Consider the following 23,580-nt stretch of genomic DNA (forward strand, 5'->3'; position numbering starts at 1 on the left):
CACCTTCCGTATGGCGGAGACGAGGGGATTTGAACCCCTGGACGATCGCTCGTCGCTGGTTTTCAAGACCAGTGCATTCGGCCGCTCTGCCACGTCTCCAGTGCCGCACGCATCGGTGTGCGTTCAGCGCGTCTGTGATTCTAACCCACCGTCCGCTTATTGCCGGCGTCCACCCCGTTCTGTGCGCCGTTCTGTGCGCCGTTGTGTGCGCCGTTCTGTACGCCTCCGTCTCCCCTGCCCCCGTTTCTTCCCGCATGGCTAGGCTGGGGCCATGAACGGGAACATGAAGGCCATCATCCAGACTGACCCCGACGACCCCCACTCCCTGTCCTGGCAGGAGACGCACGTCCCGACCCCGCAGGACGGTGAGGTGCTGATCCAGGTCGCCGCTGCGGGGCTCAACCGTGCCGACACGCTGCAGGCCCAGGGGCACTATCCGCCGCCGAAGGGGGTGTCGGAGGTCCTCGGCCTCGAAGCCGCCGGCGTCATCGTCGACCCGAACGGCTGTGCCCGGCCGGACGGCACCCCGTACCGGGAGGGTGACGAGGTCGGCGCCCTGCTTTCCGGTGGTGCGTACGCGGAGTACACGATCGTGCCCGCTGGCCAGCTCACACCGGTGCCGGACGGGTTCGGGCTCTCCGAGACCGCCAGCGTCATCGAGGCCGCCTGCACGGTCTGGTCGAACCTGATGATGACCGCTCACCTCCGCGAGGGCGACACGCTCCTGATCCACGGCGGCGGCGGGGGTATAGGAATCTTCGCCACCCAGCTGGCCCACGCGTTGGGGGTGCGGGTCGCGGTGACGGCAGGCAGTTCGGAGAAGTTGGACGTGTGCCGCCGCTTCGGCGCAGACGTGCTGATCAACTACCGCGAGGAGGACTTCGTCAAGGTCGTCAAGGAACTCGGCGGCGCGGACGTGATCCTCGACATCATCGGCGCCAAGTACCTCGACGGCAACGTGTCTGCACTCGCCCCGGACGGCCACCTGGTGGTCATCGGCATGCAGGGCGGGGTCAAGGGAGAGCTGAACATCGGCAAGCTGCTGGCCAAGCGCGGCAACATCTCCGCCACGGGGCTGCGCTACCGGGACCGGGAGGACAAGGCCCGGATCGTCACCGAGACCGTGAAGAACGTGTGGCCGATGCTGGAGGACGGGCGGATCGCCCATCATGTCGACCGGGTCTTCGCGATCCAGGACGCCGCCGGTGCCCACCGGTCCCTCCTCAACGGTGAGATCACCGGTAAGGCGATCTTCGAGGTGACCGGCTAGACGATGCCGCCGACGACCCGGACCAGGTGGTCGATGTCCGAGTAGGTGTTGTGCGGGGCGAGTGCGACACAGATCGCCCCGCCCATCTCGGCGACACCCATCTGGTCGAACAGGGCGCTCTCCTCCAGCCCCACGGTCTGCGCGACGACACCGTTGCTCAGCAGTCGTTCACCGACGACGGTGGACTCGATGCCCTCCACGAGGAAGCTGACCCGGGGCAGCCGGTCGACCGGGCCGAAGTGGCGCCCGTGGGTCTCCGGCGCACTCCCCCAGCTGTTGTGGTCGTGTTCGGGCTCCGTGTCGATCTCCCCGTCCACGCCGACGACGTGGACGTTCTCCAGATCGCGGAGCCCGTCCACGAGGTACCCGGCCAGCCGGCCCAGATAGTCCTCACTGGACTTCAGGGAGACCTGGAGCCGTTCCCGCCGGGTGCCGGTGGCCTGCTCGTCCAGGCCGGCGAGGTGGTTCACCGCCGCCGGGACACCACCGAGCATGCCGGGGGCGTTGCCGTCCCGTTCAAGCTCGGCGACACGCCGTGCGGTCAGTTCCTGGGAGTCCGGGACGGCATGGCGTCCACGCCGCAGCTCGACGAGATGCAGTTCCGCGAGCAGCGCAGGGTCCCGGAAGACCAGGGCACCGACCTCCGGCCCGCCCAGCGGGCCCATGTCCAGGGCGACGACGTCGGCGTCCCACGCGTCCATGTCGATCGTCCGGTACGGAGCGTAGGCCCCCGCATCCACCACGAGCCAGGCACGGGACTTCGCCCGCATGATGTCCGCGATCGCCCGGACGTCGGTGACCGTGCCCAGGTGGGCGTTCGCCGCGGGGACGGCGACGATGGAGGTGTCGAGACTGATGAGGCTGGTGAACTGCCAGGCCGGCAGCGCTCCGGTGGTCAGATCGGCCTCCGCCCAGCGCACCGACGCGCCGTAGAGGTCCGCGGCGAGTTTCCACGGGGTGATGTTGGACGGCTCGTCCACCCGGCTGAGGACGACCTCGCGCCCCATGCGCAGCTTCGCGGGAACGGCCGTGGCGAGAATCCCCAGCAGGGTCGCCCGGCTGGGCCCGAGGACGACGCAGTCCGGTGACGCGCCGACGAGATCGGCGACCGCCTCGCGTGCAGCGGAGACGTAGTGGTCGCCGCGGGCGCCACCGTCCGACCCCTGCAGCGGGGATGCGCGGAACGCCCTCGACACCGCCGAACTGACTTTCTCCGGCACCTGCGCCCGACGACCTGCGTTGAGGTAGGTCCACCCCTCGGACAGCGATTCATAGAGGCCTCGCACTCTCGCGATGTCGAACACTTCCGACTGCCCCTTTCCGAGTCTCACCACAGTGGCGACCTGAGAATATTTTCGCAGGTCACGATACTAAAATTCAGGAAACGACCGCGCCGTCCCGTCAACGTCACCGATACTACATCGGCCGACGGACATGAGCCGCACCGGCGCTGATTACCGCACTCCACGCAGTTCCGGAGTACCGTATCCCCGTGTCCGATACAGAAAACTCCCGGCCGGTGGCCACCACACCGCAGTACGAGCGCTTCGTCGCCCCACCTGCCGACGGTGGTGCACCAGCCTCGACGTCCCAGACCCTCGGCGCCGCGTGGGATGACCTGAAGCGCGGCTTCGGCCAGCGCGAACTCTGGCTCGTCCTGGGCTGGCAGGACATCAAGCAGCGCTACCGACGGAGCGTCCTGGGGCCACTGTGGATCACCCTCGCCACCGGCGTCATGGCCGTGGCACTGGGCCTGCTGTACTCCATGCTCTTCCAGATGGACCTCAAGGAGTTCCTGCCCCACGTCGCCGTGGGCCTGATCATGTGGAGTTTCATCTCCGGGTGCATCATCGAGGGCTCCCAGGTGTTCATCGCCAACGAAGGCCTGATCAAGCAGCTCCCCAGCGCCCTGAGCGTGCACGTCTACCGGCTGGTGTGGAAGCAGTTCCTCATCCTGTGCCACAACCTGGTCATCTGGGTGATCCTGCTGGCCGTCTTCCAGATCCCCGTCGGCTGGGAGGTCCTCCTCGCCGTCCCGGGCCTGGCACTGCTGGTGGCCAACGGCGTGTGGGTGTCGATGTTCTTCGGCATCATCGCCACCCGCTTCCGCGACGTCGCACCGCTGCTGGAGTCCCTGGTGCAGCTGCTGTTCTACATGACCCCGATCGTGTGGACGACGAAGACCCTGCTGGAGCAGGGCGGCGCAGTCGCCGACCGTGCCCGGATCGCCGAGATCAACCCCCTGTTCCACTACCTCAGCGTGGTGCGTGGCCCGATGATCAACGAGCCCGTCGAGATGCACTCGTGGATCATCGTCGGCGCCCTCACCGTGCTCGGCACCCTGTTCGCCATGATGTTCATGCGCCAGTGGCGCTCCCGCGTGAGCTACTGGGTCTAAAGGAGAACAACCATGGTTTCCATCGACACCTACAACGCCTGCGTCGACTTCCCCATCTTCGACGCCAAGTCCCGCTCGCTGAAGAAGGCCTTCCTCGGTGCCGCCGGCGGCGCCATCGGACGTAACTCCGACAACACCGTCGTCGTCGAGGCACTGCGCGACGTCAACCTGCACCTCAAGGAAGGCGACCGCATCGGCCTGGTCGGCCACAACGGGGCCGGCAAGTCCACCCTGCTGCGCCTGCTGTCCGGCATCTACGAGCCCACCCGTGGCTCCGCACTGGTCCAGGGCCGCGTCGCCCCCGTCTTCGATCTCGGCGTAGGCATGGACCCGGAGATCAGCGGCTACGAGAACATCATCATCCGCGGACTCTTCCTCGGCGAGAGCCGCAGGTCCATGGAGAAGAAGATGGACGAGATCGCCGAGTTCACCGAACTCGGCGACTACCTCTCCATGCCGCTGCGCACCTACTCCACCGGCATGCGTGTGCGCGTGGCGCTGGGCGTGGTGACCTCGATCGAACCCGAGATCCTGCTGCTGGACGAGGGCATCGGCGCGGTGGACGCCGCCTTCATGGAGAAGGCCCGTATCCGGCTGCAGGCCCTGGTCGAGAAGTCCGGCATCCTGGTGTTCGCCTCACACTCCAACGAGTTCCTGGCGCAGCTGTGTGACTCGGCACTGTGGGTCGACCACGGGCAGATCCGCTCCTGCGGCCCGGTGGACGAGATCGTGGGCGCCTACGAGGGACCCAATGCCGCGGAACACGTGCGCGGGGTGTTGCGGGACCTGGGGCGGTTGGAGTAGCGGAGCGGGCCGACGTCCCAGGGGCTGGGACGCGGTGGGGAGACGACCATGACGAATGATCCTTTCCGACCTGATACGTTTACGTGTACTCACAGGCAGCCGACGCCAGGCACCGCGCACGCACGAATCAAGGAGACCCGATGAGCAACCCCTTCAACAGCCCGGACTTCGGAAGCTCGGGAGAGCGCCGCCCGGAGGATTCTTCTCAAACACACCGGCAGCCGCAGCAGCCGTCCTACCAGCAGCAGGGGTACCAGCAGGGCTTCCAGCAGCCGTCCTACCAGCAGTACCCCCAGTATCAGCAGAATGCGCCCATGCAGCCGGTGGGGGCCTACGGTGCGCCCGTCCCGGCCGGCACCCAGAAGTCCAAGGTCGTCGCCGCCGTCCTGGCCTTCTTCCTCGGTACGCTCGGTATCCACAACTTCTACCTGGGCTACACCAGCAGGGCCGTGTGTCAGCTGGTGCTCACGATCATCGGATACGTCACCGCGATCCTCCTCATCGGTTTCCTCTTCCTCTTCTGTGTCGGGGTCTGGGCATTCGTCGAGTTCATCATGATCCTCGTCGGCGGGGGACGGTACTCCCACGACGCACGGGGACTCCCCCTGAACTGACGGGGGCTTCCCCGCCGTCGGAGTCTCCCCCTCAGCCCAGCGCCTTCTGCCGACATTCCCACGCGCGCGTGGTGTTCCCGATGGATGTGAAGAGCTCCGCGGCCTCACCGTGATACCGGCGTGCCCCCTCCTCCGAACCGGCGTAGGCGAAGAGGCTTCCCAGTGCGACCTTCGCTTCGGCGAAGGCCTCCCTCTCGTTCACACCACTGACCTCGTCGTTGGTCAGCTGGCCATCCAGATCGAGCAGCAGTTGGGTCGCCGTGCGGGGGTCCTTGGCAAGGAAGTGCGCGTACGACAGCCTGATTGTCGACCAGATCACTCCACTGACCAGTCCGTATCTGCGCGAGAGCCGGAGGGACTGTTCGTAGACCTCGTACATTTCCGCGTACCGGCCCATCTTCTCCAGACACGCCCCTTTGTCCAGGAAGGCCATGATCTCTCCGTTGTGGTCACCGTTACGCTGGTACAGCTCCGCCAGACGCGTGGCGTATCTGCTTCGTTCCGCGTCGCCGTGACCGGTCACGTCCGGTGAGAGATCCAGGTGGTACCGCGCGACGAGGATCCTGTCGCTCAGCGGTACCGCGGCCGGCATGTCCGCCGACAGCTGGGACAGGACACCCTGGAAGAATCTGTTCCTGTCGTGCCGCGCCCCGATCGAGTCGCCGAGTTCGTCCATGACCCGCTGCTGCAGCCTGTGCAGCTCGACAGCGCGGGCGATGACCTCCGGGCGGAGGTGCGGGGACGCGACGGCGGGATCGTCGGTGATGACCCCCATGAGGTCGCGGAGACAGTGCTGCAGTGCCGAGAGCTCGCCGGACCCGGTCGCTGCGGCGAGGTTGCCGCGGCACGCCGCGATCAGCTCGTCCCACAGCCGGTCGTTCCCTTCCGTGAACGGGCCCCGCGCCAGGGACGCGATCCGGACCTCCCACGACAGCGCTTCCGGCTCCTCCGCGTCACCGGAGCCAGCGGACCCACCGTGCTCGGCCACCGCCGAGAAGTCCACGTCAGAACCGGGACGGACGTCCCGCTCACGGTCACCGTGGTCCAGGAAACGACGGGCGGCCTCCGCCGTGTCCGTGCCCGCCGCCGCAAGCGACAGGACGGCGACCAGAGACAGTGCGGTCTCCACGTCGGTGGCGCGTCCCAACGTCTTCGCGGCCACCGCACGGGCGAAGGCAAGGTCCCGCAGATCGCAGAGCCGGGCGTCCTCGGCAGACAACTCACCGACCCTGGTGGAAATGTCGTTCAGTTCCCCGGTGCGGGCCAGGAAGTCGGCGGCACTGCCCGGGTCGGTGAGCGACTCCCAGTCCACCTCGGCCTGGTTCCGTAACTGCCGCAGCTCCCGCATCACCGCGAACGTGTCCAGCGGATCTGCGGTCACGGGGACTCCTTGGAGTGTGGGAAAGGTCGGGTGTGCGCTCGTCTGTGCGCTCGTCGAGTTGGAATTCTACCAGGTGCACTCCCTGCCAAAAGCTGTTGTGCGTGCCCGTCCCACCCCACGTGCACCCGCAACCGTTGGATCAACCACACAGTATTTTCAGCCTCGACCAATCCGGTACCCCGGCCGCTCCGAATACACAGTGACACCATCCCCCACTCTTGAGGAGTTCCCACCATGTACGCCAAGTACAGCACGTACACGAAGAAGACTGTCGCGGTCGGTTCCGTGGCCGCACTGATGCTGTCCCTCGCCGCCTGCTCCGGTGACGACCAGACTGACGGACCGACCGGTCAGACAACGACCGGCGGAGCGATGTCGACCGAGAATGCCGACGGGATGGGTGACAGTCACTCCGGTGACCACCAGCCGACCGGTGACATCACCCCGGTGAGCACCGGTGACCCTTTCGCCGACGCGATGACCGCCGCTGCCCACATGCCGATGACCGGGCAGACCCTTGCCGACGGCATCGTCGCCGCTGCCGACATCGACGGCGACCCGGATTCAGACGCCGCCACCCTGCATGCCGACCTGGCGTCCAACCTGCAGGAACACGTCTACCTCGCAGGCATGGCCGTCGCGACGGCCTACACGGAGGGAGCGGATTCCGACGCCTTCTCCGCCGCGTCCGACGCCCTGGACGCCAACGCTGTGGCCCTGGCCGACATGGTCGCCACGATTGACCCGTCCCAGCGCGACGCTGTGCTGGAACTCTGGCGTGACCACATCGGCTACTTCGTGGACTACGCGACGGCCGCCAAGGAAGGCGACGACGCGGCGAAAGCCGCCGCCCAGGAGAAGCTGACGCAGTACACGATGGACGCAGGACAGGCCTTCTCCGGCCTGTCGCAGGGCGTCATTGACGCCACTGCCGCGACAGAAGGGCTGCAACACCATGTCGACAGTCTGTCGCAGGCCATCGACGCACTCGCCGCGGGTGACACCTCCGCCTACGGCGACCTGCACGCCGCGGCGTCCCACGGCGGAGATTTCATCGCCACCCTGGCGTCGGGACTCGCTGAAGGCAACGACATCGACGGAGATGCCACCGACGACGCCGCCACGTTACGTGTCACCCTGGCCACCGGGCTGCAGGAACATGTCTACCTCGCCGGTCTCGCGGTCTTCACCGCCTACACCTCCGAGGGGGGCACCGAGTCCGAGGCGTTCCAGGCGGCCGCGGACACCCTCGACCACAACTCCGTCGCCCTGTCAGAAGCTGTCGGCTCCGTCGCCGGCGAGGAGAAGGGCGCAGAATTCCTGGAGCTCTGGCGCGAACACATCGGCTACTTCGTGGACTACGCCAACGCTCTGGCAAGTGATGACAGTGACGCAGCGGAAGAGGCTCTGCAGAACCTCGACGGCTACCGTCCGAGGGCCGGGGAATTCTTCGCGGACATCACCGGAGGCGAGCTCGACGCCGATGAACTCGCCGACGGCCTCGCCCAGCACATCTCCACCCTGGCCGGGACCATCGAGTCGCTGAAGGACGCCCTCATCAACTGATTCACCCCTATGATCGACCTCATGACGCAGGAGACCCCCGGGCCAGGGCGACGGGACGACGCACGGTTGACCAGTCTGGTCGAGCATGCCGCCGCCGGCGACCGGGAGGCTTTCGGCGCGCTCTACGACGCCGTCTCCCCCGTCGCCTACGGGATCTGCCGCCGTATCCTCCGCCACGAGGGCATGGCCGCGGAGGTCACCCAGGAGGTGATGCTGGAGATGTGGACGAAGTCGTCAACCTACGACCCGGTGCGCGGGACCGTCCACGCCTGGGCGGCGACGATCGCCCACCGCCGCGCAGTCGACAGTGTCCGTTCCGAGTCGTCCCGCCAGGACCGGGAGCAGCGCACCCACCGGGAGCCTCGCGACGTCGACGCCGTCGACGACGGTATCCTCCGGAGTGAGGAGAGCGCCCGGGTACGTCACTGTCTGGGAGAACTCACCGATCTCGAGAATGAGTCGCTGGTCGCTGCCTACTACGGTGGCCGTACCTATTCCGAGGTGGCCCGGCACCTCACCGCTCCGCTGGCCACGGTGAAGAGCCGTATCCGGTCCGCCCTGGCGCGCATGCGAACCTGTATGGAGATGAGTTGAGATGACCGAGCCCGGACCGGACAGCAACCGGATCGATGAACTGCTCGCCGGCCTTTCCCTCGACGCCCTCGATTCCGAGGAGGACGTCCGGGAGGCCGAACGTCTGGTGGAGACGGACCCGAACGCCGCGGCTGTCCTACGCCGGTACCGGGAGGTTGCCGCCGAACTCGCCAGCCTGCACGAGACTCCCCCACCTGCGGAGCTGAAACAGGCGGTCATGCGCCGGATCGGCGAGGACGACACCCCGTCACCGGTCTCCTCACTCCGCCGGTATCGACGCACAGCCTGGTTGATGACCGCCGTCGCAGCGGTCTCCCTCGCCGTCGCCGTCCCGTCGTTGACGGTGGCGATCTCCCAACACAACCAGTCCGTGCAGGCCGCGGACACCACCCGGGAAATTACACGCATGCTCACCGCACCGGACGCTGCTGTCACATCGACCGAGGTCACGGCAGCTGAGGGGACCGAGTCGGGCTCCTTGGCCGTCATCACCGCAGGAGGGGAGATGGCCGTAGTTGCGCGGGACCTGCCGGAGTTGGCCGATGAGCGCACCTACCAGCTGTGGTCGCTCGACGCCGACGGTGTCCCTGCGTCCGCAGGCCTGTTCGCCGGTCTCGACGGTGTCATCACCGTCACCACCACCGGTGTCTCATCCGACATGCGACGTGCCACGTCGGCGGTGGCTCTGACCGAGGAACCTGCGGGCGGCTCGCCAGCGCCTACGACGGATCCGGTGGCCGTGCTCGCCATCACCGGAACCTCCGGGTAGGCACCCCTCACCCCACGTGCACCCGCGGCCGCCGGGCCTCGACGGGTTCAGCGCGCCGGAGCACCTCACGGGTCACCGCAGCGTTGTGGCCCCGGCCGACCGCGAGGTACCGCACCATCTCACGGACCGGGGTGCCCGTCCCCCATTCGAAGTAGATGTCCGGGACAGCGCCGACGTGGTCGCGGATGTCCAGGGCCACCGCGGCGACCGCATTGGGGACGGTGGTCGCGGCGACGTGCAGTACCGGGATCCCGTCCACGGCGTGGCCGGTCACCTGCAGCACCGAGGAGAAGTCACTCGGGTCACCCACCGTCACCTCGAGAAACACCAGGGGACGGTTCCTGTTGAGGTGGTTGGACGCCCGGAGACCGCGGGCGCGTGCCGCGACGTCCGGCGCCTCCCTCGCACAGGACGCCACCAGGTGCAGTTCCCCGGAGCCTGCCACCGCCGCCTGCACGATATGCTCGGCCGCCGGGTCGTACCGGATCTCGGAGTCGCGCAGCTCGAACGACCGTCCTGCCCGCGACACGGCCGAGACCACGATGATGCCCAGGATGAACCACACCGCCACCCGCAGCCCTTCGGGGCGTTCGATCACATTCGCCACCAGCGTGTACGCCAGCACTGCCGTCACCAGGGCGAACAGGACGCCGGCGCGCGTACGCCCCTGTCGCAGCGTGTGCAACGTCACCGCCAGTGCACCGGACCCGAGCAGCACCAGGACGCCGGTGGCGTAGGCGCCGGACTGGGCGTCCACGTCCGCGCGGAAGACCAGCACCAGGACCACCGCGACGGCCGCGAGGACGAGCACCGTCGGGCGCGACCGGCGCGCCCACGCCGGCGCCATGCCGTAGGCCGGCAGGTACCGTGGGATCAGCGCCAGCAGTCCTGCCATCGCCGAGGCGCCGGCGAACCAGAGCACGGCGATGGTGGAGGCGTCGTAGATGTTCCCCACCACGGGGCCGAACTCGTCGTGGGCGAGCCACGCCAGTGCCCGTCCGTTCGCCTCACCACCGGCGGCGAGCTGCTCTCCGGGCACCAGCATCGTCACGCACAGCGACGAGGCGATGAGGAAGAGGCTCATCACCAGCGCGCTGACCAGGACGAGACGGCGTCCCGAACGGATACGGGAGGCGCGGGCCTCCGCACCCGCGGTGCCGGGGGCCGGGCGGATCAGCGGCATCACCGACACCCCGGTCTCGAAGCCGGACATCCCGAGTGCGAGCTTGGGGAACACGATGACCGCGACCGCCAGCATCATCCACATGCTGGAGTGCTGGGTGGTCACCGCCGCGGTCCAGTCGGCGACGTGACCGGGTTCGGTGAGGATGCGCCACAGCCCCCTCACCACCACCGTCGTCGTCAGACCCAGGTACACCACGACCAGCAGCACGGACACGCGCACCGCCTCGGTGAACCCCTTGAGGAACACCGCGGCGAGCAGTGCGACCAGGCTCAGCGTCACCGGCATCAGCCACGGGCTGCTGGAGGAGCTGAGCAGATGGGTCGCCGCATCGGACGCCGACAGCGTCACCGTGATCATGAAGTCGCAGGCGGCGAAGCCGAGGAGCACGAGGACCAGTAGTTTGCCGCGCCAGCCGCGGACCATGCCGGCCAGCATCCCGATCGAGCCGAGCCCGTCGGGCGACTCGGCGGCGATCCGCCGGTAGACCGGGACGGCGCCGAGGAGGGTGACCAGTACCAGGATGAGTGTCGCGACGGGGGCCAGCGCCCCTGCCGCCGCGACGGCGATGCCGGGCTGGTAGCCGAGCGTGGAGAAGTAGTCGACACCGGACAGGCACATGACCTGCCACCAGGGGCGTCGGGAGTCGGAGTCGGGGGTTCGGAGAGGACGCGGCGGCTGTGCCGTGAACGCGTCCCGGCGGACCGGAGGAAGGCCCTGCGCTTTACGCATAGCCAGAAGGTACGCCTCCCCCGCCCGTCCGACAAGAGGGTCCGCCACGGGACGCCGGCGGGATGATGCAGGCCCGTCCCCGGGCGCTACCGGCGCTACCGGCGCTACCGGTCCTGCGGGTGCGCCGCCTCGTAGTCGCTGATCACGTCAGCGGCGATACGTCCCCGTGCGGAGACCTCACGTCCGGTCTCGACGGCCCACTCACGGATCCGCCGGTTGCGTGCCGCATCGGAGGACGGCGCGGAGGAGGACGACGCCGAGGCTGTGCGGCCCACTCCGGCGCCCCGCGGGACCTTCTTCGCGACGCGCAGGTACGGTTCGAGCTCTTCCGCCAGAATCTCCGCGTTCAGCTCGGACAGGTCGAGGACGTAGTCCGCGCCGCGGTAGCCGAACTTCACCGTCCGCACGTCCTCAGGAGACAGTTCCTCCTGGTCAATGTCGTCAACGTAGGTCATCACTGTTCGTCGTCCCATTCGTGCCACCCTACCACCGGTTATGCGCCGGACCGCCTCTCGCCCGGGCCCGCACTCTGCGGGTGTAGCGGGTCTCACACCGGGCCGCTCAGCTGCCGCAGCACCCCGGGACGCACGGCGCGCCGTCGACGCCCCTACCGAAGTTGGGCACGCACCCGAGCCCCTGCGCATCGGCTGCTTCACCGCGACCCCCGCCGCGACCCCCGCCGAGATTCCCGCCGAGATTCCCGATGAGATCCACCGCCATCGCGGCGAAGTCGGACGTGCCCCCCGGTGTCGCGGCCCGGACCAGGTCGACACCCAGCTCCTCCGCGGTCTCCCTGGCTTCGGTGTCGAGGTCCCACAGCACCTCGACGTGGTCGGAGAGGAAACCGACGGGGCACAGCACCACCGGCCGGGTGTTCCCCTGTTCGACGCGGGCCCGGAGGTGGTCGCAGATGTCCGGCTCCAGCCAGGGGACCGACGGTGGTCCGGACCGGGACTGCCAGACGACCTCCGCCGTGACCGGGGAGTCCCCGACGTCCGCCCCGAAGGAACTCCGGTCCAGGATCAGCTGCGCACTCTCCCTGACCTGCCGTGAGTAGAGGTGTCCGCCGAACCCCGGCGGTCCCGCCTCCTCGTCGGCACGCAGGGGCACGGAATGTGCGGTGAAGACAAGATCGGCACCGTCGGCGCACGTGGCTGGGCCGAGACGGGCCCGTGCCTCATCCACGGCGCGGGCAAAGGCACCGATGAACAGGGGATGGTCGTGGAACTGGGGAAGACGGCGTAGCCGCGGCGGGGTCAGTCCCGCGTCCACGACAGCGCGCCGCGCGCGGGAGATGTCCTCGTGGTACTGCCGGCAGCCCGAGTAGCCGCCCCAGGCGGAGGTGGCGAACACGACGGCGGAGCGGATTCCGTCGCGGGCCATGGTCCCGACCGTGTCCTCGACGAACGGGTGCCAGTTCCGGTTGCCGAAGTACACCGGCATCCCGGATCCCCGTGACTCCAGCTCCGAACGGATACCGGCGATCATCTCGCGGTTGAGGTCGTTGAGGGGACTCCGCCCGCCGAGCGCGTAATAGTGCTCGCCGACATCCCGGAGCCGCTCACGCGGTATTCCGCGACCGCGGGTGACATTCTCCAGGAACGGAATGACGTCGTCCTCTTTCTCAGGGCCGCCGAACGACAGGAGCAGCAGGGCATCGGGCTCGTCAGGTCCGTCGGCGGCAGGGTGTCCGGAAATATGCACCGCTCCACTATACGACGCCCGAACCAGTCATTGCTCGCCAGGCTAGGAATAATAACGAAATTCACGAACCGGTCGTCGATACCGAGAATTTCCCGACATTGCTCGCTAGGCTAGCCACATGGCAGGACTCCCCCCCTCTCCTCACCACCCCGGCCGCGGACGCCCGAAGAGCCTTCTCGTCCTCTCCGACGAGGAACACACGACACTCTCCTCCTGGGCGGCCGACGGCACGTCCCCCGGCCCGCTCGCCCTGCGGGCCCGGATCATCCTCGCCTGCGCCGCGGGGGCGGCGAACACGCACGTCGCGACCGAACTGGGCATCTCGCGTCCCACCGTCGGCAAGTGGCGCAGCAGGTTCATCGACCGCCGGCTCGACGGCCTGGCCGACGACCCCCGCCCCGGGCGCCCACCGTCGATGACCGTCGACGAGGTGCGGGCGATCATGGCCTCGCAACCGTCCACGGGCCGCCGCGGACCCACCACCTGGACACGGCGTGAACTGGCGCGACGCACGGGCCTGTCGGTCACGACGGCAGGCCGTCTCTGGAAGGCACTGGACCTGCCGGACGCACCATGACCGCGGCCACCAGCACCACGACGGCCGCGAGGAAGGCCGCCGTCGCGGTGATGGCCGACGCCCAGTCGCCGTCGAGCCGCCCGACGCCGATCCAGGCCAGCCCCCAGCCCAGCCCCACCGCCGGGGCGAGGCGCCCTCCGCTGCGCCAGGCCGTCGCCACGCCGACACCGGCGGCCGCCGCCAGCACCACGGCGGCGGCGACGTCGTCCCACCGCCCGGCGGGCGGACCCAGCCCCTCCAGACCGTTCGCCGCCAGCACCGCGGCGACGTTGGCGACCGTGGCCACCGTGACCCAGCCGAGGTAGAGACCGAAGGTCCCGTCGGCGACGACCGCCCCGAGGCGACTTTCCGCCGGAGCCTCGAGGGTGAGCAGCAGGATACGCACCAGCACTCCGAGCAGGACCACGATCACCACGAGACTGAGCGTCAACTGGTCGAGCTGCACCGACCAGATCCACGCCGCGTTCAGCACCATCGACGCCGCCGCCCACGGGCGCAGCGTGCGCTGCCGTGACGAGCGACGCTGGGCGGGCAGCAGCTGCCAGACCGAGTACGCCAGCAGGCCGAGGTAGATCACCGACCAGATCCGGAATGCCGGGGTCGCCGGGGCCACGGGGGTGGCGTCCTGCCCGAGCCACCCGCCGGCGGCCTCGGCGACCGGTGTGCCGCCGACCACGCCGGCACCGAGGAAGGCGACGACGGTGGCCAGGATTCCACCGGCGAGCACCAGGAGCGGCACCGTGAGGGACCCAGGGGCCGCCGTGTCCGTGCTCTCGTCCACGCCCGTACCGGCCTGCCCCATGGTCCACTCCTCGTCACTCGCCGGTCAGAATCCTCTCCAGGTTAGCTACCTTGGTTAGTTGTCGCCACCGGTTATGATGACCCCATGTCAACGGACTACTGGTACGACGGTTCCGACCCCGCCGTGGCGCTTCTGCACGCCGTACGGCGGTTCCGGGCCGCCGACCAGGAGATGCGCCGCCACGTCGGCTCAGACATGGGTCTCAACGCCACCGACACCGAGGCCGTCCGCCACATCATCGCGGGTGAACGCGCCGGCGACCCCCTCACCGCGAAAGGGCTCTCGGAGGTGCTGCACATCTCCACCGCGGCCACCGCGAAGCTGCTCAACCGGTTGACCGAGTCGGGCCATGTCCGGCGCGCCCCGCACCCCGACGACCGGCGCTCGGTGATCATCGTGGCCACCGACCTCTCCCACGAGGAGGTCGACGAGTGGCTCTCCCCGATGCACGGGAAGATGCTGCAGGCCGCCCGCAACGTCCCCGCCGGCGACCGCCGCGCCATCATCGAGTTCCTCGACGCCCTGGTCGAGGCCGTCGCCCCGGACGACGCCGCACGGGACGACTGAGGTGCCTACGCTGGTGCCATGGACATCCTCGTCACCGGCGCCTCGGGTTACATCGGCGGGCGCCTCATCCCTGAGCTCCTCGCTGCGGGGCACCGTGTCCGCGCCGCCTCCCGTCACCCCGACGGGCTGACCCGCTTCGACTGGTACGACGATGTCGACGCCGTGCGCGCCGACCTGTCCGACCCCTCGTCCCTGGCCGAGGCGGTCGACGGGGTCGAGGTCATCTACTACCTCGTGCACTCCATGGGCGACAGCGCCGGCACCAGTTTCGAGGACGCCGAGAGCGCTGCCGCAACGAACCTCGCCGAGGCCGCGGCGACCGCCGGCGCCTCACGGATCATCTACCTCTCGGGCATGCACCCTCCGGACCGTGACCTGGAGGACCTGTCCCAGCACATGCGCTCACGCGAACGTGTGGCCAGGATCCTGCTCGAGGGCGACGTCCCCGCCGTGGTGCTGCGTGCTGCCACGGTGATCGGGTCGGGCTCGGCATCCTTCGAGATCATCCGTCACCTCACCGAACGGCTGCCGGTGATGGTCGCGCCGCGGTGGATCAACAACCGCATCGAACCGGTCAGCGTGCGGGACGTCCTGCACTATCTCGTCCATGCCGCCGACGCCGGCAGTCTCGACGGGGTCAACGACCAGTTCGACGTCGGGTGCGGGCAGACCTACCGGTTCTCGGACCTGCTGCGGATCTACGGCCGGATCCGCGGCCTACGCCGCCTGATCGCCGCCGTGCCTGTCCCGTTGCCGATGGACCAGCTGTCCGGTGGATGGATCGGTCTGGTCACCCCGGTCCCCCGCTCGCTCGCGGTGCCGCTGGCACAGTCCATGGCGGAGGACGCCGTGACCACCGACGGTCACCGGATCCGGGACGTCCTCCCCGACCCGCCCGGCGGCCTGGCCGACTACCCCACGGCGGTACGTCGGGCCCTGCAGCGTGAAGCCACCGGTGAGGTCCCGACGTCCTGGGACCGGTCCTGGCAGTCCACCGACGTCGGTGGGGAGTTGCCCACCGACCCGGACTGGTCGGGGGAGACGGTGTACACCGACAGCCGTGAGGCACGGACGACGGCGACGGTGGAGCAGGTGTGGCAGGTCGTGGAGTCCATCGGCGGCCGCAACGGCTGGTACTCCACCCCGCTGCTGTGGAACGTGCGCGGCATCATGGACCGGCTGGTCGGCGGCCCGGGCCTGGGAGGGCGCCGCGACCCCCGTCACCTCGCCTCCGGTGACCGCGTGGACTGGTGGCGGGTGGAACGCATCGACCGGCCGCACCTGCTGGTCCTGCGCGCGGAGATGAAGGTCAGCGGGCAGGCGTGGCTGATCCTCAGGGTCGACGGGGCCGACAGGGCCGATGGTGCCGACGGGGCCCCAGCAACCACCGTGTACCGGCAGGACGCGGTCTTCCTGCCCCGGGGGCTGCGCGGACGGGCCTACTGGTGGGTCGTCGCCCCGTTCCATGCGGCGGTCTTCCCGCTGATGAAGCGCAACATCATCGCCGCGGCGGCCAGGGAATGAACATGGAGGTCCGGCGCCTGTAGTCCTCCCAGCCCTCCCGGCCGGCCATGCGCTTCTCCAGCAGCCGGGCACCGGTCCCCCACACCAGGGTCACGGTCATCGCCACCGGTGACACCAGTGAGAGCACCGCGGCCAGGACACCCACGCCGGACGCCGCGGCGGCGATCCAGATTCCCCACCACACCAGCGACTCCCCGAAGTAGTTCGGGTGCCGGCTCCAGGACCACAGCCCACGGTCCATCACCCGGCCGGGGACGCCCTCCGCACGGAAGTCGTCCAACTGGCGGTCGGCGACCGACTCGGTCACCAGGCCCGCCACGGCCACGGCGATGCCGAGGACGACGACCAGCGGTGCCGCACCGCCGGTGCCGCCCACCGCCGCGACCTGGACGGGAACGGACACCAGCCACGCCACCGACCCCTGCGGCAGCAGCACCGAGGTCACCAGGCCCGCGGCCGGTTTCCGCATCAGGTCGTCGTAGCGCGGATCTTCCTCATCGCTTCCGAACCGGGTCACCAGATGACGGGACAGCCGCCCCGCCCAGACCACGACGACCGCCAGCATCACCCACACCACGGGACCTGTGGAGCCGACGACGAACCCGGTGACCGCGGCAGTCGCCGAGTTCAGCAGGATCAGCGGCCCCCACAGCACGTCCATCACCGCCACCTTGCCGAGGCGGCGGATCACGACGGCGACGGCCGTCATCACCAGGACGGTCATCACCGCGCAGGCGGCGGCGACGATCAGCCAGTCGACGACCATGTCACACCCCCGTGTCCGGGAGCGCCGGTGGGCGGACGGACAGGATCTGGTCGACGCCCATCCGTCCCTGCCGGAACGCCATGCCACCGCCGACGAGATACAGGTGCCAGACGCGGAAGACCTCCTCGCCGACCAGGTCGACGATCCTCTCACGGTGGGCGTGGAACCGGTCGATCCAGTGGTCCACCGTGCGCGCGTAGTCGTCCCGCATGCCACGGACCGCACGGACCTCGAGGCCGCCGTCCTCCAGCATCGACACCGTCTCGCCGAGCGGACGCATGTGCATGTCCGGGGCGATGAACGCCTCGATGAACGGCCCTCCCCCGGGGTGGCGTCCGCGGCGCGACATCTGCTGGATCATCACCCGCCCGCCGGGGCGGACGCGGTCGTGGAGCATCCGGATGAACGACGGGTAGTTGCGCTGCCCCACGTGCTCGCCCATCTCGATCGAGGAGACGGCGTCGAACTCGCCGGTGATGTCCCGGTAGTCCTGGAGCAGGACGGTGACCCGGTCCTGCAGGCCACGGTCGCGGACCAGACGTTCCACCCAGTCACGTTGTTCGCGCGAGATCGTCACCGCCGTGACCTGCACACGGTAGTTCTCGGCGGCGTGGACGGCGGTGGACCCCCACCCGCAGCCGACGTCCAGCAGGTGCTGGCCCTCGGTGAGGTCGAGCGCCCGGCACACCAGGTCCAGTTTGGCCCGCTGGGCGTCCTCCAGGGTGATGTCTGGGGTGATGTCGGGACCGTCGGGACCGGAGCCGAAATAGGCGCAGGAGTACGACATCGTCTCGTCGAGGATCTGGGCGTAGAACTCGTTGGAGAGGTCGTAGTGGTGGGCGATCACCGACCGGTCACGGTCCCGGGTGTGCACCCGCCCCCGCAGGTGCGCCTGCGACGCCGGTGGAGCGGGACGCCGCCCCACCACCCCCAGGTCCTTCACGCCACGCAGGACGTTGACCAGTGCGGACGGCGTCAGCCGGACGCGGACCTCCGGGCGTCGGGCCAGCGCGGTGAGCCGGGTGAAGCCCTCGGCGAGGGCGTCGCCGGGCTCGGCGTCGATTTCGCCGGTGACGTACGCCTGGGCCAGGCCCAGTTCACCCGGTGACCACAGCAGTCTCGTCAGTGCCTGCGGATCCTTCACCACCAGTGTCGGGCCGTCGGCCCCCTCCGGCCCGACGGTGCTGCCGTCCCAGGCCCGGATCTGGACCGGCAGGTCGCCGGCGGTGACCCCGGTGGCCTGGGCGATCAGGGTGACGAGGCGTTCGGCGGCCGTGGCCTGTCCGGTGGATGTGGCTGTACTGGTCATGACTGGTTCTCCTGGTGGTGATGCGGCCGGTGGAACTCCACCTGACCGACCGTGATGTAACCGGCGGCGAAACCGGCCTGGCAGTAGGCCAGGTAGAAATGCCACAGACGACGGAAGGTGGTGTCGAAGCCGAGTCGTCCGATCCTGCCGCTCTCCCGGCGGAACGCCTCGTCCCACCGACGCAGGGTCTCGGCGTAGTCGGCACCGAAGAACCGACGCGCGCCCGGACGCAACCCGGCGCGTACCGCGGCGGCGTCCAGCGCCTCCACCGAGGGGATGCACCCGCCGGGGAAGATGTAGCTGGTGATCCACGTCGCGTTGTCCTTCGAGGCCATCATGCGGTGGTGGTCCATGGTGATCGCCTGGACCACCGCGGTGCCGCCGGGCAGCAGCCTGTCCCGGAGTGTGGACATGTAGGCGTCCCAGTACTCGTGACCGACCGCCTCGATCATCTCCACCGAGACCACCGCGTCATACCGGCCCTCCACCTCGCGGTAGTCGCGGATCCCGATGTCCACGCGGTCGGCCACCCCGGCCTGCGCGGCACGTTCCCGGGCCAGGGCCGCCTGCTCGGACGACAGGGTCACCGAATGGACGTGGGCGCCACGTCCGGCGGCACGGATCGCCAGTTCACCCCAGCCGGTGCCGATCTCCAGCAGGCGGGTGCCGGGGCCGACCCCGGCGCGGTCGAGGACCCGGTCCATCTTGGCGTCCTGCGCCTCCCGCAGGCTCACCCCGGACGAGGCGAACAGGGCCGAGGAGTAGCTCATCCCGGGGTCGAGGAAGGTCGCGAAGAAGTCGTTGGACAGGTCGTAGTGGTGGCTGATGTTCGCCCGCGCACCGTCCACGGTGTTGCGGTGCGAGCGCGGACGGCGGCGCAGGTACACCGCACGAAAACGCTGCATCCAGCCAGGGACCAGCGCGGTGAACTTCCGGCAGAGGGCCGTGAGCGTGCCGGCGAGGTCGTCGGCGTCCCAGTCACCGGCGGTGTACGACTCCCCGAAGCCGATGAGACCCCGGGCACCGAGTCTGGCGTAGAACGCGTCGGGACGCAGGATCCTCAGGTCGGCGTGACCGGCGTCCGGGTCGCCGACGTGGGCGACGGTGATACCCGCCGTCCTGGCCGCCCGGGCCAGGAGTTTCCTGGTGACGTAGGCGGCCACCGGCGCCTGCGGGGCCTCGGGGACGAGCCCCGGTGCGGTGACGTTCACTGACGGTCTCACGAGGGGACCTCCGTTCGGGTGGTGTGTCGTGTGGTGTGCGGCGTGGAGTGCGGCCGGGGCTGTACCTGCAGTCCCCGCGCCCACAGCCAGATGCCGTGGACCCGGATGAGCACGGCGGTGACCAGGGCCGCCGGTGCGGCGCGGACCGTGTCGAGCCACCGGGGAGCACCGTCGTGCGGCGGGGCACCGCGGACCGATGCCGCGAACGAGTAGTCGCCGACGCGCAGGGTGATGCCCACCTGCACCCGTCCGCCGTCCGGGCGCGGCACCCGGATCGCGTAGTCGCCGTCGGTGCCGTGGAAAGGCGAGACATAGAGTTCCTTGTCCGCCCGTGCCCTGCCCGCCCCGTCCGGGTGGACGACGTAGGCGTGGCTGCCCCCGTAGGTGTTGTGCACCTCCAGCACGGTGGCCAGCGGATCGCCCTCCGGCGTATCGCACCAGAAGACCGACAGCGGATTGAAGCCGGTGCCCCACGCCCGTGGCATCGCCGCCATCCGGACGCGCCCCACCGGCGTGGCGATGCCACGCTCCCGGAGCAGTCCGACCACGCCGTCGCGGATATCCGGGCCACCGAGGTGGTCCCGGCCCAGGAACGCCCCACGCCACCACGACGCCGTGCCGTGGTCGGGCAGGTGGTCGAGGTCCACCAACCACATCCAGGACCGGTGGGTGAACCGGTGCTCGACGGGTGTCGTCCGGGTGTGTTTCACCGTGGTGCGCAGGACACGGTTCACCGGTTCCACCACCTGCGCCGTCTCGCCCCGGGGCGCGGAGGGCATGAGTCGGCGCGCCGCGGACAGACCCGAGCGGGCGCCGTCCTCGTGGAAACCCCAGCCCTGCCAGGCGCCGGCGAAGACGATCCGGTCCGAGTCCAGCTCCGCCGACCGTCGCGACGCCGCCACCGATGTCGGCGTGTAGATCGGGTGGGCGTAGTCCCGGGTGGTGATCACCGTCTCCGGGTCCACCAGGTCGGCGGCGTTCAGCGTGACGAGGTAGCGGGTCCCGTCGACCTCCGGCAGGTGCATCAGCCGGGTCATGTCATAGGTGACGACCACCGCACCGGGGCCACGTTCCAGGTGGTTCCACGACCCGCGGGCGCCGGGTGTCCGCGGCAGCAGGCTGGTGTCGGTGTGCAGCTGCACCTGATTCCGTGAGTACGGCATCGCCGAGAGGATCTCCCGCTGCGCAGGGGTCGGCGCCGACAGCATCGCCAGTGCCTGGTCGGGATGGGTGGCGACGACCACGGCGTCGAATATCCGCGACGTACCGTCCGCGGTGGTGACGCTGACCCCGCCGGCATGCTCGCTGACCCGGGTGACCGGGGCAGCCGTGCGAACCTCACCGCCACGCCCGGTGACCACGTCGGTGACGCGCCGCACGTACTCCTGCGACCCACCGACGACGGTGCGCCACTGCGGGGAGCCGAAGACACGCAGCATCCCGTGATGCTCCAGGAACGTGAACAGGTAACGCGCCGGGTAGCTGCCGGCCGTCTCCGGGTCACAGGACCACACGGTGGCCACCAGCGGTGTCATGAAGTGCCGCACGAAGTACTCCGAGAACCGTCCCCGGCGCAGGAACTCCTGCAGGGTCTCGTCCTGCGCCGCGCCCGCGTCCTCCGCCACCGCCAGGAGGCGACGGGCCCGGCGGTGGAAACGCAGGACCTCCCCCAGCATCCGCAGATACGCCGGACGTCGCAGGTTCCGCCGGTCCCCGAACAGTCCGACGACGCCGCGGGCGCCGGCGTACTCTAGCCCCGTGCCGCCGTGCGCGTCGTCGGCACGGACCGACAGGGACATCTCCGCCGGTCGGGTGCGGATACCCAGATCGGCGAACAAGCGCAGCAGCACCGGGTAGGTGCGGTCGTTGTGCACGATGAACCCGGTGTCGACGTTCACCTCACCACCGGCGGTGGGGACGGTCGTGGTGTCAGCGTGTCCCCCGGGGCGCTCGTCGGCGTCGTACAGGGTGACCTGCGCCCGTCCCGAGAGTTCGTGGGCGGCGGTCAGCCCGCTGACGCCCGCGCCGATCACGGCGATACAGGTGGTGCCCGGGGTTCTGGCCATGCGATCACTTCCCGTCAGTGCACCGGGGTCACCGGTGTGTGGAGCCTTCGATCGATACATACATCAACCAGGTTAGCTATTTTTCGTGACAGGTGGTGCCCCGCGATCACTGCACCCCTTCGTCCACTGCTCCAGCACCGTCGCCCGTCGGCTGCTCCCTGCCCGCTCTCAGGGCAAGTGTCGCGAGTAGTCCGGCCGCAAGGAATGCAGCTCCAGCCAGTGCCGCGTTCCGCGTCGCGTCGGAAAGCGCGTCATCTGCCGCAGTCCGGACCTCACCCTCAAGTCCCGGTATCGCCGTACCGGCAGAATCAACGACGACGGCGACCGTCGCTTCCCGCTCGGCGGACCCCAGTGACGTGCGCTCCAGCGCACTACCGAGCTGCCAGGAAAGACTGGTGAACAAGACGGTTCCGATGATCGCGATACCCATCGCCGACCCCAGTTCCTGGGCCGTACTCTGCACCCCGGAACCTTGTCCGCTCCGTTCGACCGGTATATCGCGCAGCACAAGACTCGGCAGTTGAGCATCTGCCGTCCCCACACCGAACCCGTACAACGCAAGGGCCGGAACCAGTGTCCAGCCTCCCACCTCCGGGGACGCCACGAGTGCGAGCCAGACCAGTCCGACAATCTCGGAGAGAAGCCCGAAACGGATGACCCAGGTGGTGCCCCATATCTCGGCGAGCAACGGCGTCGTCGCCGCAGCAATGAAGGCCCCGACAGCGATCGGAAGCAGCAGGAGCCCGGTCTGTGTCGCGGTGTACCCGAGAGTGTTCTGCAACCAGAGAGGCAACACGAACAACAGGCCGAGCTGCCCCAGGGCGACAAGAAAGACGATGCCACTCCCACGGACGAAGGTGGAGACCCCGAACAAGGTGAGGTCGAGGAGAGGGTCCCGACCACGACGCTGACGACGCCGTTCCCACACGATGAAGCACACGAGTCCAAGCACCCCACCGGCAAAAGCGAACGGCACCGGGGAAAGCTCCCCCACGAACTGATACTCGGACGAGCGCGCAGTCACCCACCCCATCGTGCGCCCCTCAATGAGTCCGAACGCGAGACTGAGGAACGTTCCGACGGACAACAGGACGCCGGGCAGGTCCACGCCTCGTCCCGCCCTGAGCTGCTTGGACTCAGCCACGAACAGCAGGACCCCGATCGCGGCGAGTGGCCCGAGGACGAGGTTGATGCCGAATGCCCACCTCCAGGAGAAGTCCGTGGTGAGCCACCCTCCCACCAGGGGGCCGACTGCAGCCATCGCTCCGACAGTTGAACCCCAGACAGCGAATGCGGTGGCCCGCTCCTTCCCCCGGAACGTCGCGTTCAGCAGGGACAGGGTGCAGGGCAGAATTGCCGCTCCACCGAACCCCTGCAGTACGCGGGCCAGCACGAGGACTGCTTCGGACGGAGCTGTCGCCGCGACGACACTCGCTGCGGTGAAGACCGCCAAACCAATGACGAGTGCGCGCCGTCTGCCGATGGCGTCCGCGATACGACCCGCGACGATCAGCAATGCCGCGAGCGTGAGCGTGTACGCCTCCTGAATCCACTGCGTGGTGGCCGCGGAAGCCTCCAGCTCCACGACGATGGCAGGTACCGCCACATTGATGATGGTCACGTCGATGATGACCAGGGAGACCGCGGCACTGAGGAACACCAGCCCGATCCACCGTGTTGTCACGTTGCCCATAATAGCTCCGAATCAAAGTCGCTTAGTTTCCGAGCTAT

General features: G+C 68.9%; 21 protein-coding genes, 1 tRNA gene and 1 pseudogene. 10 read left to right on the forward strand and 13 right to left on the reverse strand.

What is annotated here, in order from left to right:
- Window positions 1-11 precede the first annotated feature (11 nt).
- Window positions 12-99: transfer RNA gene (locus tag PQI66_RS11165), tRNA-Ser, on the reverse strand.
- A gap of 184 nt (window positions 100-283) precedes the next feature.
- On the opposite strand from PQI66_RS11165, the gene PQI66_RS11170 reads away from it, so the two are divergent.
- The gene (locus PQI66_RS11170) at window positions 284-1,270 is read left to right on the forward strand and encodes an NAD(P)H-quinone oxidoreductase (protein ID WP_339998829.1); all 987 of its coding nucleotides are present in this window, start codon (window positions 284-286) and stop codon (window positions 1,268-1,270) included.
- On the opposite strand, the gene PQI66_RS11175 is transcribed toward PQI66_RS11170, so the two are convergent.
- Window positions 1,267-2,574, reverse strand: coding sequence for an aminotransferase class V-fold PLP-dependent enzyme (locus tag PQI66_RS11175; protein WP_445228034.1), 1,308 nt, complete (start codon window positions 2,572-2,574; stop codon window positions 1,267-1,269). The two genes, PQI66_RS11170 and PQI66_RS11175, sit on opposite strands and share 4 nt — an antisense overlap.
- 215 nt (window positions 2,575-2,789) lie before the next feature.
- On the opposite strand from PQI66_RS11175, the gene wzm reads away from it, so the two are divergent.
- From wzm to PQI66_RS11190, 3 genes are all read left to right on the forward strand, one after another.
- Window positions 2,790-3,668 (forward strand): galactan export ABC transporter permease subunit Wzm/RfbD, encoded by an 879-nt coding sequence (gene wzm / locus PQI66_RS11180; protein ID WP_339998831.1) that lies wholly within the window; start codon window positions 2,790-2,792, stop codon window positions 3,666-3,668.
- 12 nt (window positions 3,669-3,680) lie between these two features.
- Entirely contained in the window at window positions 3,681-4,472 is a 792-nt protein-coding gene (gene wzt / locus PQI66_RS11185; protein ID WP_339998343.1) for a galactan export ABC transporter ATP-binding subunit Wzt/RfbE, read from the forward strand.
- A 140-nt stretch (window positions 4,473-4,612) separates the two neighbouring features.
- Entirely contained in the window at window positions 4,613-5,086 is a 474-nt protein-coding gene (locus PQI66_RS11190) for a TM2 domain-containing protein (RefSeq protein ID WP_339998344.1), read from the forward strand.
- A 31-nt stretch (window positions 5,087-5,117) separates the two neighbouring features.
- Here PQI66_RS11190 and PQI66_RS11195 read toward each other — a convergent pair whose 3' ends face one another.
- Window positions 5,118-6,467, reverse strand: a complete 1,350-nt coding sequence (locus PQI66_RS11195; RefSeq protein ID WP_339998345.1) for a hypothetical protein — start codon at window positions 6,465-6,467, stop codon at window positions 5,118-5,120.
- 234 nt (window positions 6,468-6,701) lie between these two features.
- On the opposite strand from PQI66_RS11195, the gene PQI66_RS11200 reads away from it, so the two are divergent.
- From PQI66_RS11200 to PQI66_RS11210, 3 genes are read left to right on the forward strand one after another with little or no spacing between them, the layout of a single operon-like run.
- Window positions 6,702-8,033 carry a hypothetical protein gene (locus tag PQI66_RS11200; protein ID WP_339998347.1) on the forward strand — a complete coding sequence of 444 codons (1,332 nt, stop codon included), beginning with the start codon at window positions 6,702-6,704 and terminating at the stop codon, window positions 8,031-8,033.
- 21 nt (window positions 8,034-8,054) lie between these two features.
- Complete coding sequence (locus PQI66_RS11205) at window positions 8,055-8,627, forward strand: sigma-70 family RNA polymerase sigma factor (RefSeq protein ID WP_339998349.1); 573 nt, start codon at window positions 8,055-8,057, stop codon at window positions 8,625-8,627.
- Between the two features lies 1 nt (window position 8,628).
- Window positions 8,629-9,396: an anti-sigma factor gene (locus tag PQI66_RS11210; protein WP_339998351.1), complete on the forward strand. Its 768-nt coding sequence runs from the start codon at window positions 8,629-8,631 to the stop codon at window positions 9,394-9,396.
- Between the two features lie 7 nt (window positions 9,397-9,403).
- On the opposite strand, the gene PQI66_RS11215 is transcribed toward PQI66_RS11210, so the two are convergent.
- The 3 genes from PQI66_RS11215 to PQI66_RS11225 form a co-directional block, all read right to left on the reverse strand.
- Window positions 9,404-11,200: an amino acid transporter gene (locus PQI66_RS11215; RefSeq protein WP_339998833.1), complete on the reverse strand. Its 1,797-nt coding sequence runs from the start codon at window positions 11,198-11,200 to the stop codon at window positions 9,404-9,406.
- A gap of 215 nt (window positions 11,201-11,415) precedes the next feature.
- Complete coding sequence (locus PQI66_RS11220) at window positions 11,416-11,784, reverse strand: histone-like nucleoid-structuring protein Lsr2 (RefSeq protein ID WP_339998353.1); 369 nt, start codon at window positions 11,782-11,784, stop codon at window positions 11,416-11,418.
- An 88-nt stretch (window positions 11,785-11,872) separates the two neighbouring features.
- Complete coding sequence (locus tag PQI66_RS11225) at window positions 11,873-13,015, reverse strand: ferrochelatase (RefSeq protein WP_339998355.1); 1,143 nt, start codon at window positions 13,013-13,015, stop codon at window positions 11,873-11,875.
- Between the two features lie 118 nt (window positions 13,016-13,133).
- On the opposite strand from PQI66_RS11225, the gene PQI66_RS11230 reads away from it, so the two are divergent.
- Window positions 13,134-13,592, forward strand: coding sequence for a helix-turn-helix domain-containing protein (locus tag PQI66_RS11230; protein ID WP_339998357.1), 459 nt, complete (start codon window positions 13,134-13,136; stop codon window positions 13,590-13,592).
- Here the strand turns inward: PQI66_RS11230 and PQI66_RS11235 are convergent.
- Window positions 13,540-14,394: a tryptophan-rich sensory protein gene (locus tag PQI66_RS11235; RefSeq protein ID WP_339998359.1), complete on the reverse strand. Its 855-nt coding sequence runs from the start codon at window positions 14,392-14,394 to the stop codon at window positions 13,540-13,542. The two genes, PQI66_RS11230 and PQI66_RS11235, sit on opposite strands and share 53 nt — an antisense overlap.
- 84 nt (window positions 14,395-14,478) lie before the next feature.
- On the opposite strand from PQI66_RS11235, the gene PQI66_RS11240 reads away from it, so the two are divergent.
- Window positions 14,479-14,961, forward strand: a complete 483-nt coding sequence (locus tag PQI66_RS11240; RefSeq protein ID WP_339998360.1) for a MarR family winged helix-turn-helix transcriptional regulator — start codon at window positions 14,479-14,481, stop codon at window positions 14,959-14,961.
- Window positions 14,962-14,979: 18 nt separating this feature from the next.
- On the forward strand, window positions 14,980-16,485 hold the full coding sequence (locus PQI66_RS11245) for an SDR family oxidoreductase (RefSeq protein ID WP_339998362.1): 1,506 nt from the start codon (window positions 14,980-14,982) through the stop codon (window positions 16,483-16,485).
- Here the strand turns inward: PQI66_RS11245 and PQI66_RS11250 are convergent.
- The 6 genes and pseudogenes from PQI66_RS11250 to PQI66_RS11275 form a co-directional block, all read right to left on the reverse strand.
- Window positions 16,460-17,251 carry a DUF1295 domain-containing protein gene (locus PQI66_RS11250; protein WP_339998364.1) on the reverse strand — a complete coding sequence of 264 codons (792 nt, stop codon included), beginning with the start codon at window positions 17,249-17,251 and terminating at the stop codon, window positions 16,460-16,462. The two genes, PQI66_RS11245 and PQI66_RS11250, sit on opposite strands and share 26 nt — an antisense overlap.
- A 1-nt stretch (window position 17,252) precedes the next feature.
- Window positions 17,253-18,560 carry a cyclopropane-fatty-acyl-phospholipid synthase family protein gene (locus PQI66_RS11255; protein ID WP_339998366.1) on the reverse strand — a complete coding sequence of 436 codons (1,308 nt, stop codon included), beginning with the start codon at window positions 18,558-18,560 and terminating at the stop codon, window positions 17,253-17,255.
- Window positions 18,557-19,783 carry a cyclopropane-fatty-acyl-phospholipid synthase family protein gene (locus PQI66_RS11260; protein WP_339998367.1) on the reverse strand — a complete coding sequence of 409 codons (1,227 nt, stop codon included), beginning with the start codon at window positions 19,781-19,783 and terminating at the stop codon, window positions 18,557-18,559. Before PQI66_RS11260 ends, PQI66_RS11255 begins: the two co-directional genes overlap by 4 nt.
- Window positions 19,780-20,562, reverse strand: a complete 783-nt coding sequence (locus PQI66_RS11265; RefSeq protein ID WP_339998836.1) for a DUF1365 domain-containing protein — start codon at window positions 20,560-20,562, stop codon at window positions 19,780-19,782. The genes PQI66_RS11260 and PQI66_RS11265 overlap by 4 nt, the downstream gene beginning before the upstream one ends.
- Window positions 20,563-21,849, reverse strand: a pseudogene (locus tag PQI66_RS11270) (NAD(P)/FAD-dependent oxidoreductase); the annotation flags it as partial.
- A 106-nt stretch (window positions 21,850-21,955) separates the two neighbouring features.
- Window positions 21,956-23,533, reverse strand: a complete 1,578-nt coding sequence (locus PQI66_RS11275; RefSeq protein ID WP_339998369.1) for an MFS transporter — start codon at window positions 23,531-23,533, stop codon at window positions 21,956-21,958.
- Window positions 23,534-23,580: the final 47 nt, after the last annotated feature.

The organism is Corynebacterium sp. USCH3 (assembly GCF_037619475.1).
In the GTDB taxonomy this organism is placed as follows: Bacteria; Actinomycetota; Actinomycetes; order Mycobacteriales; family Mycobacteriaceae; genus Corynebacterium.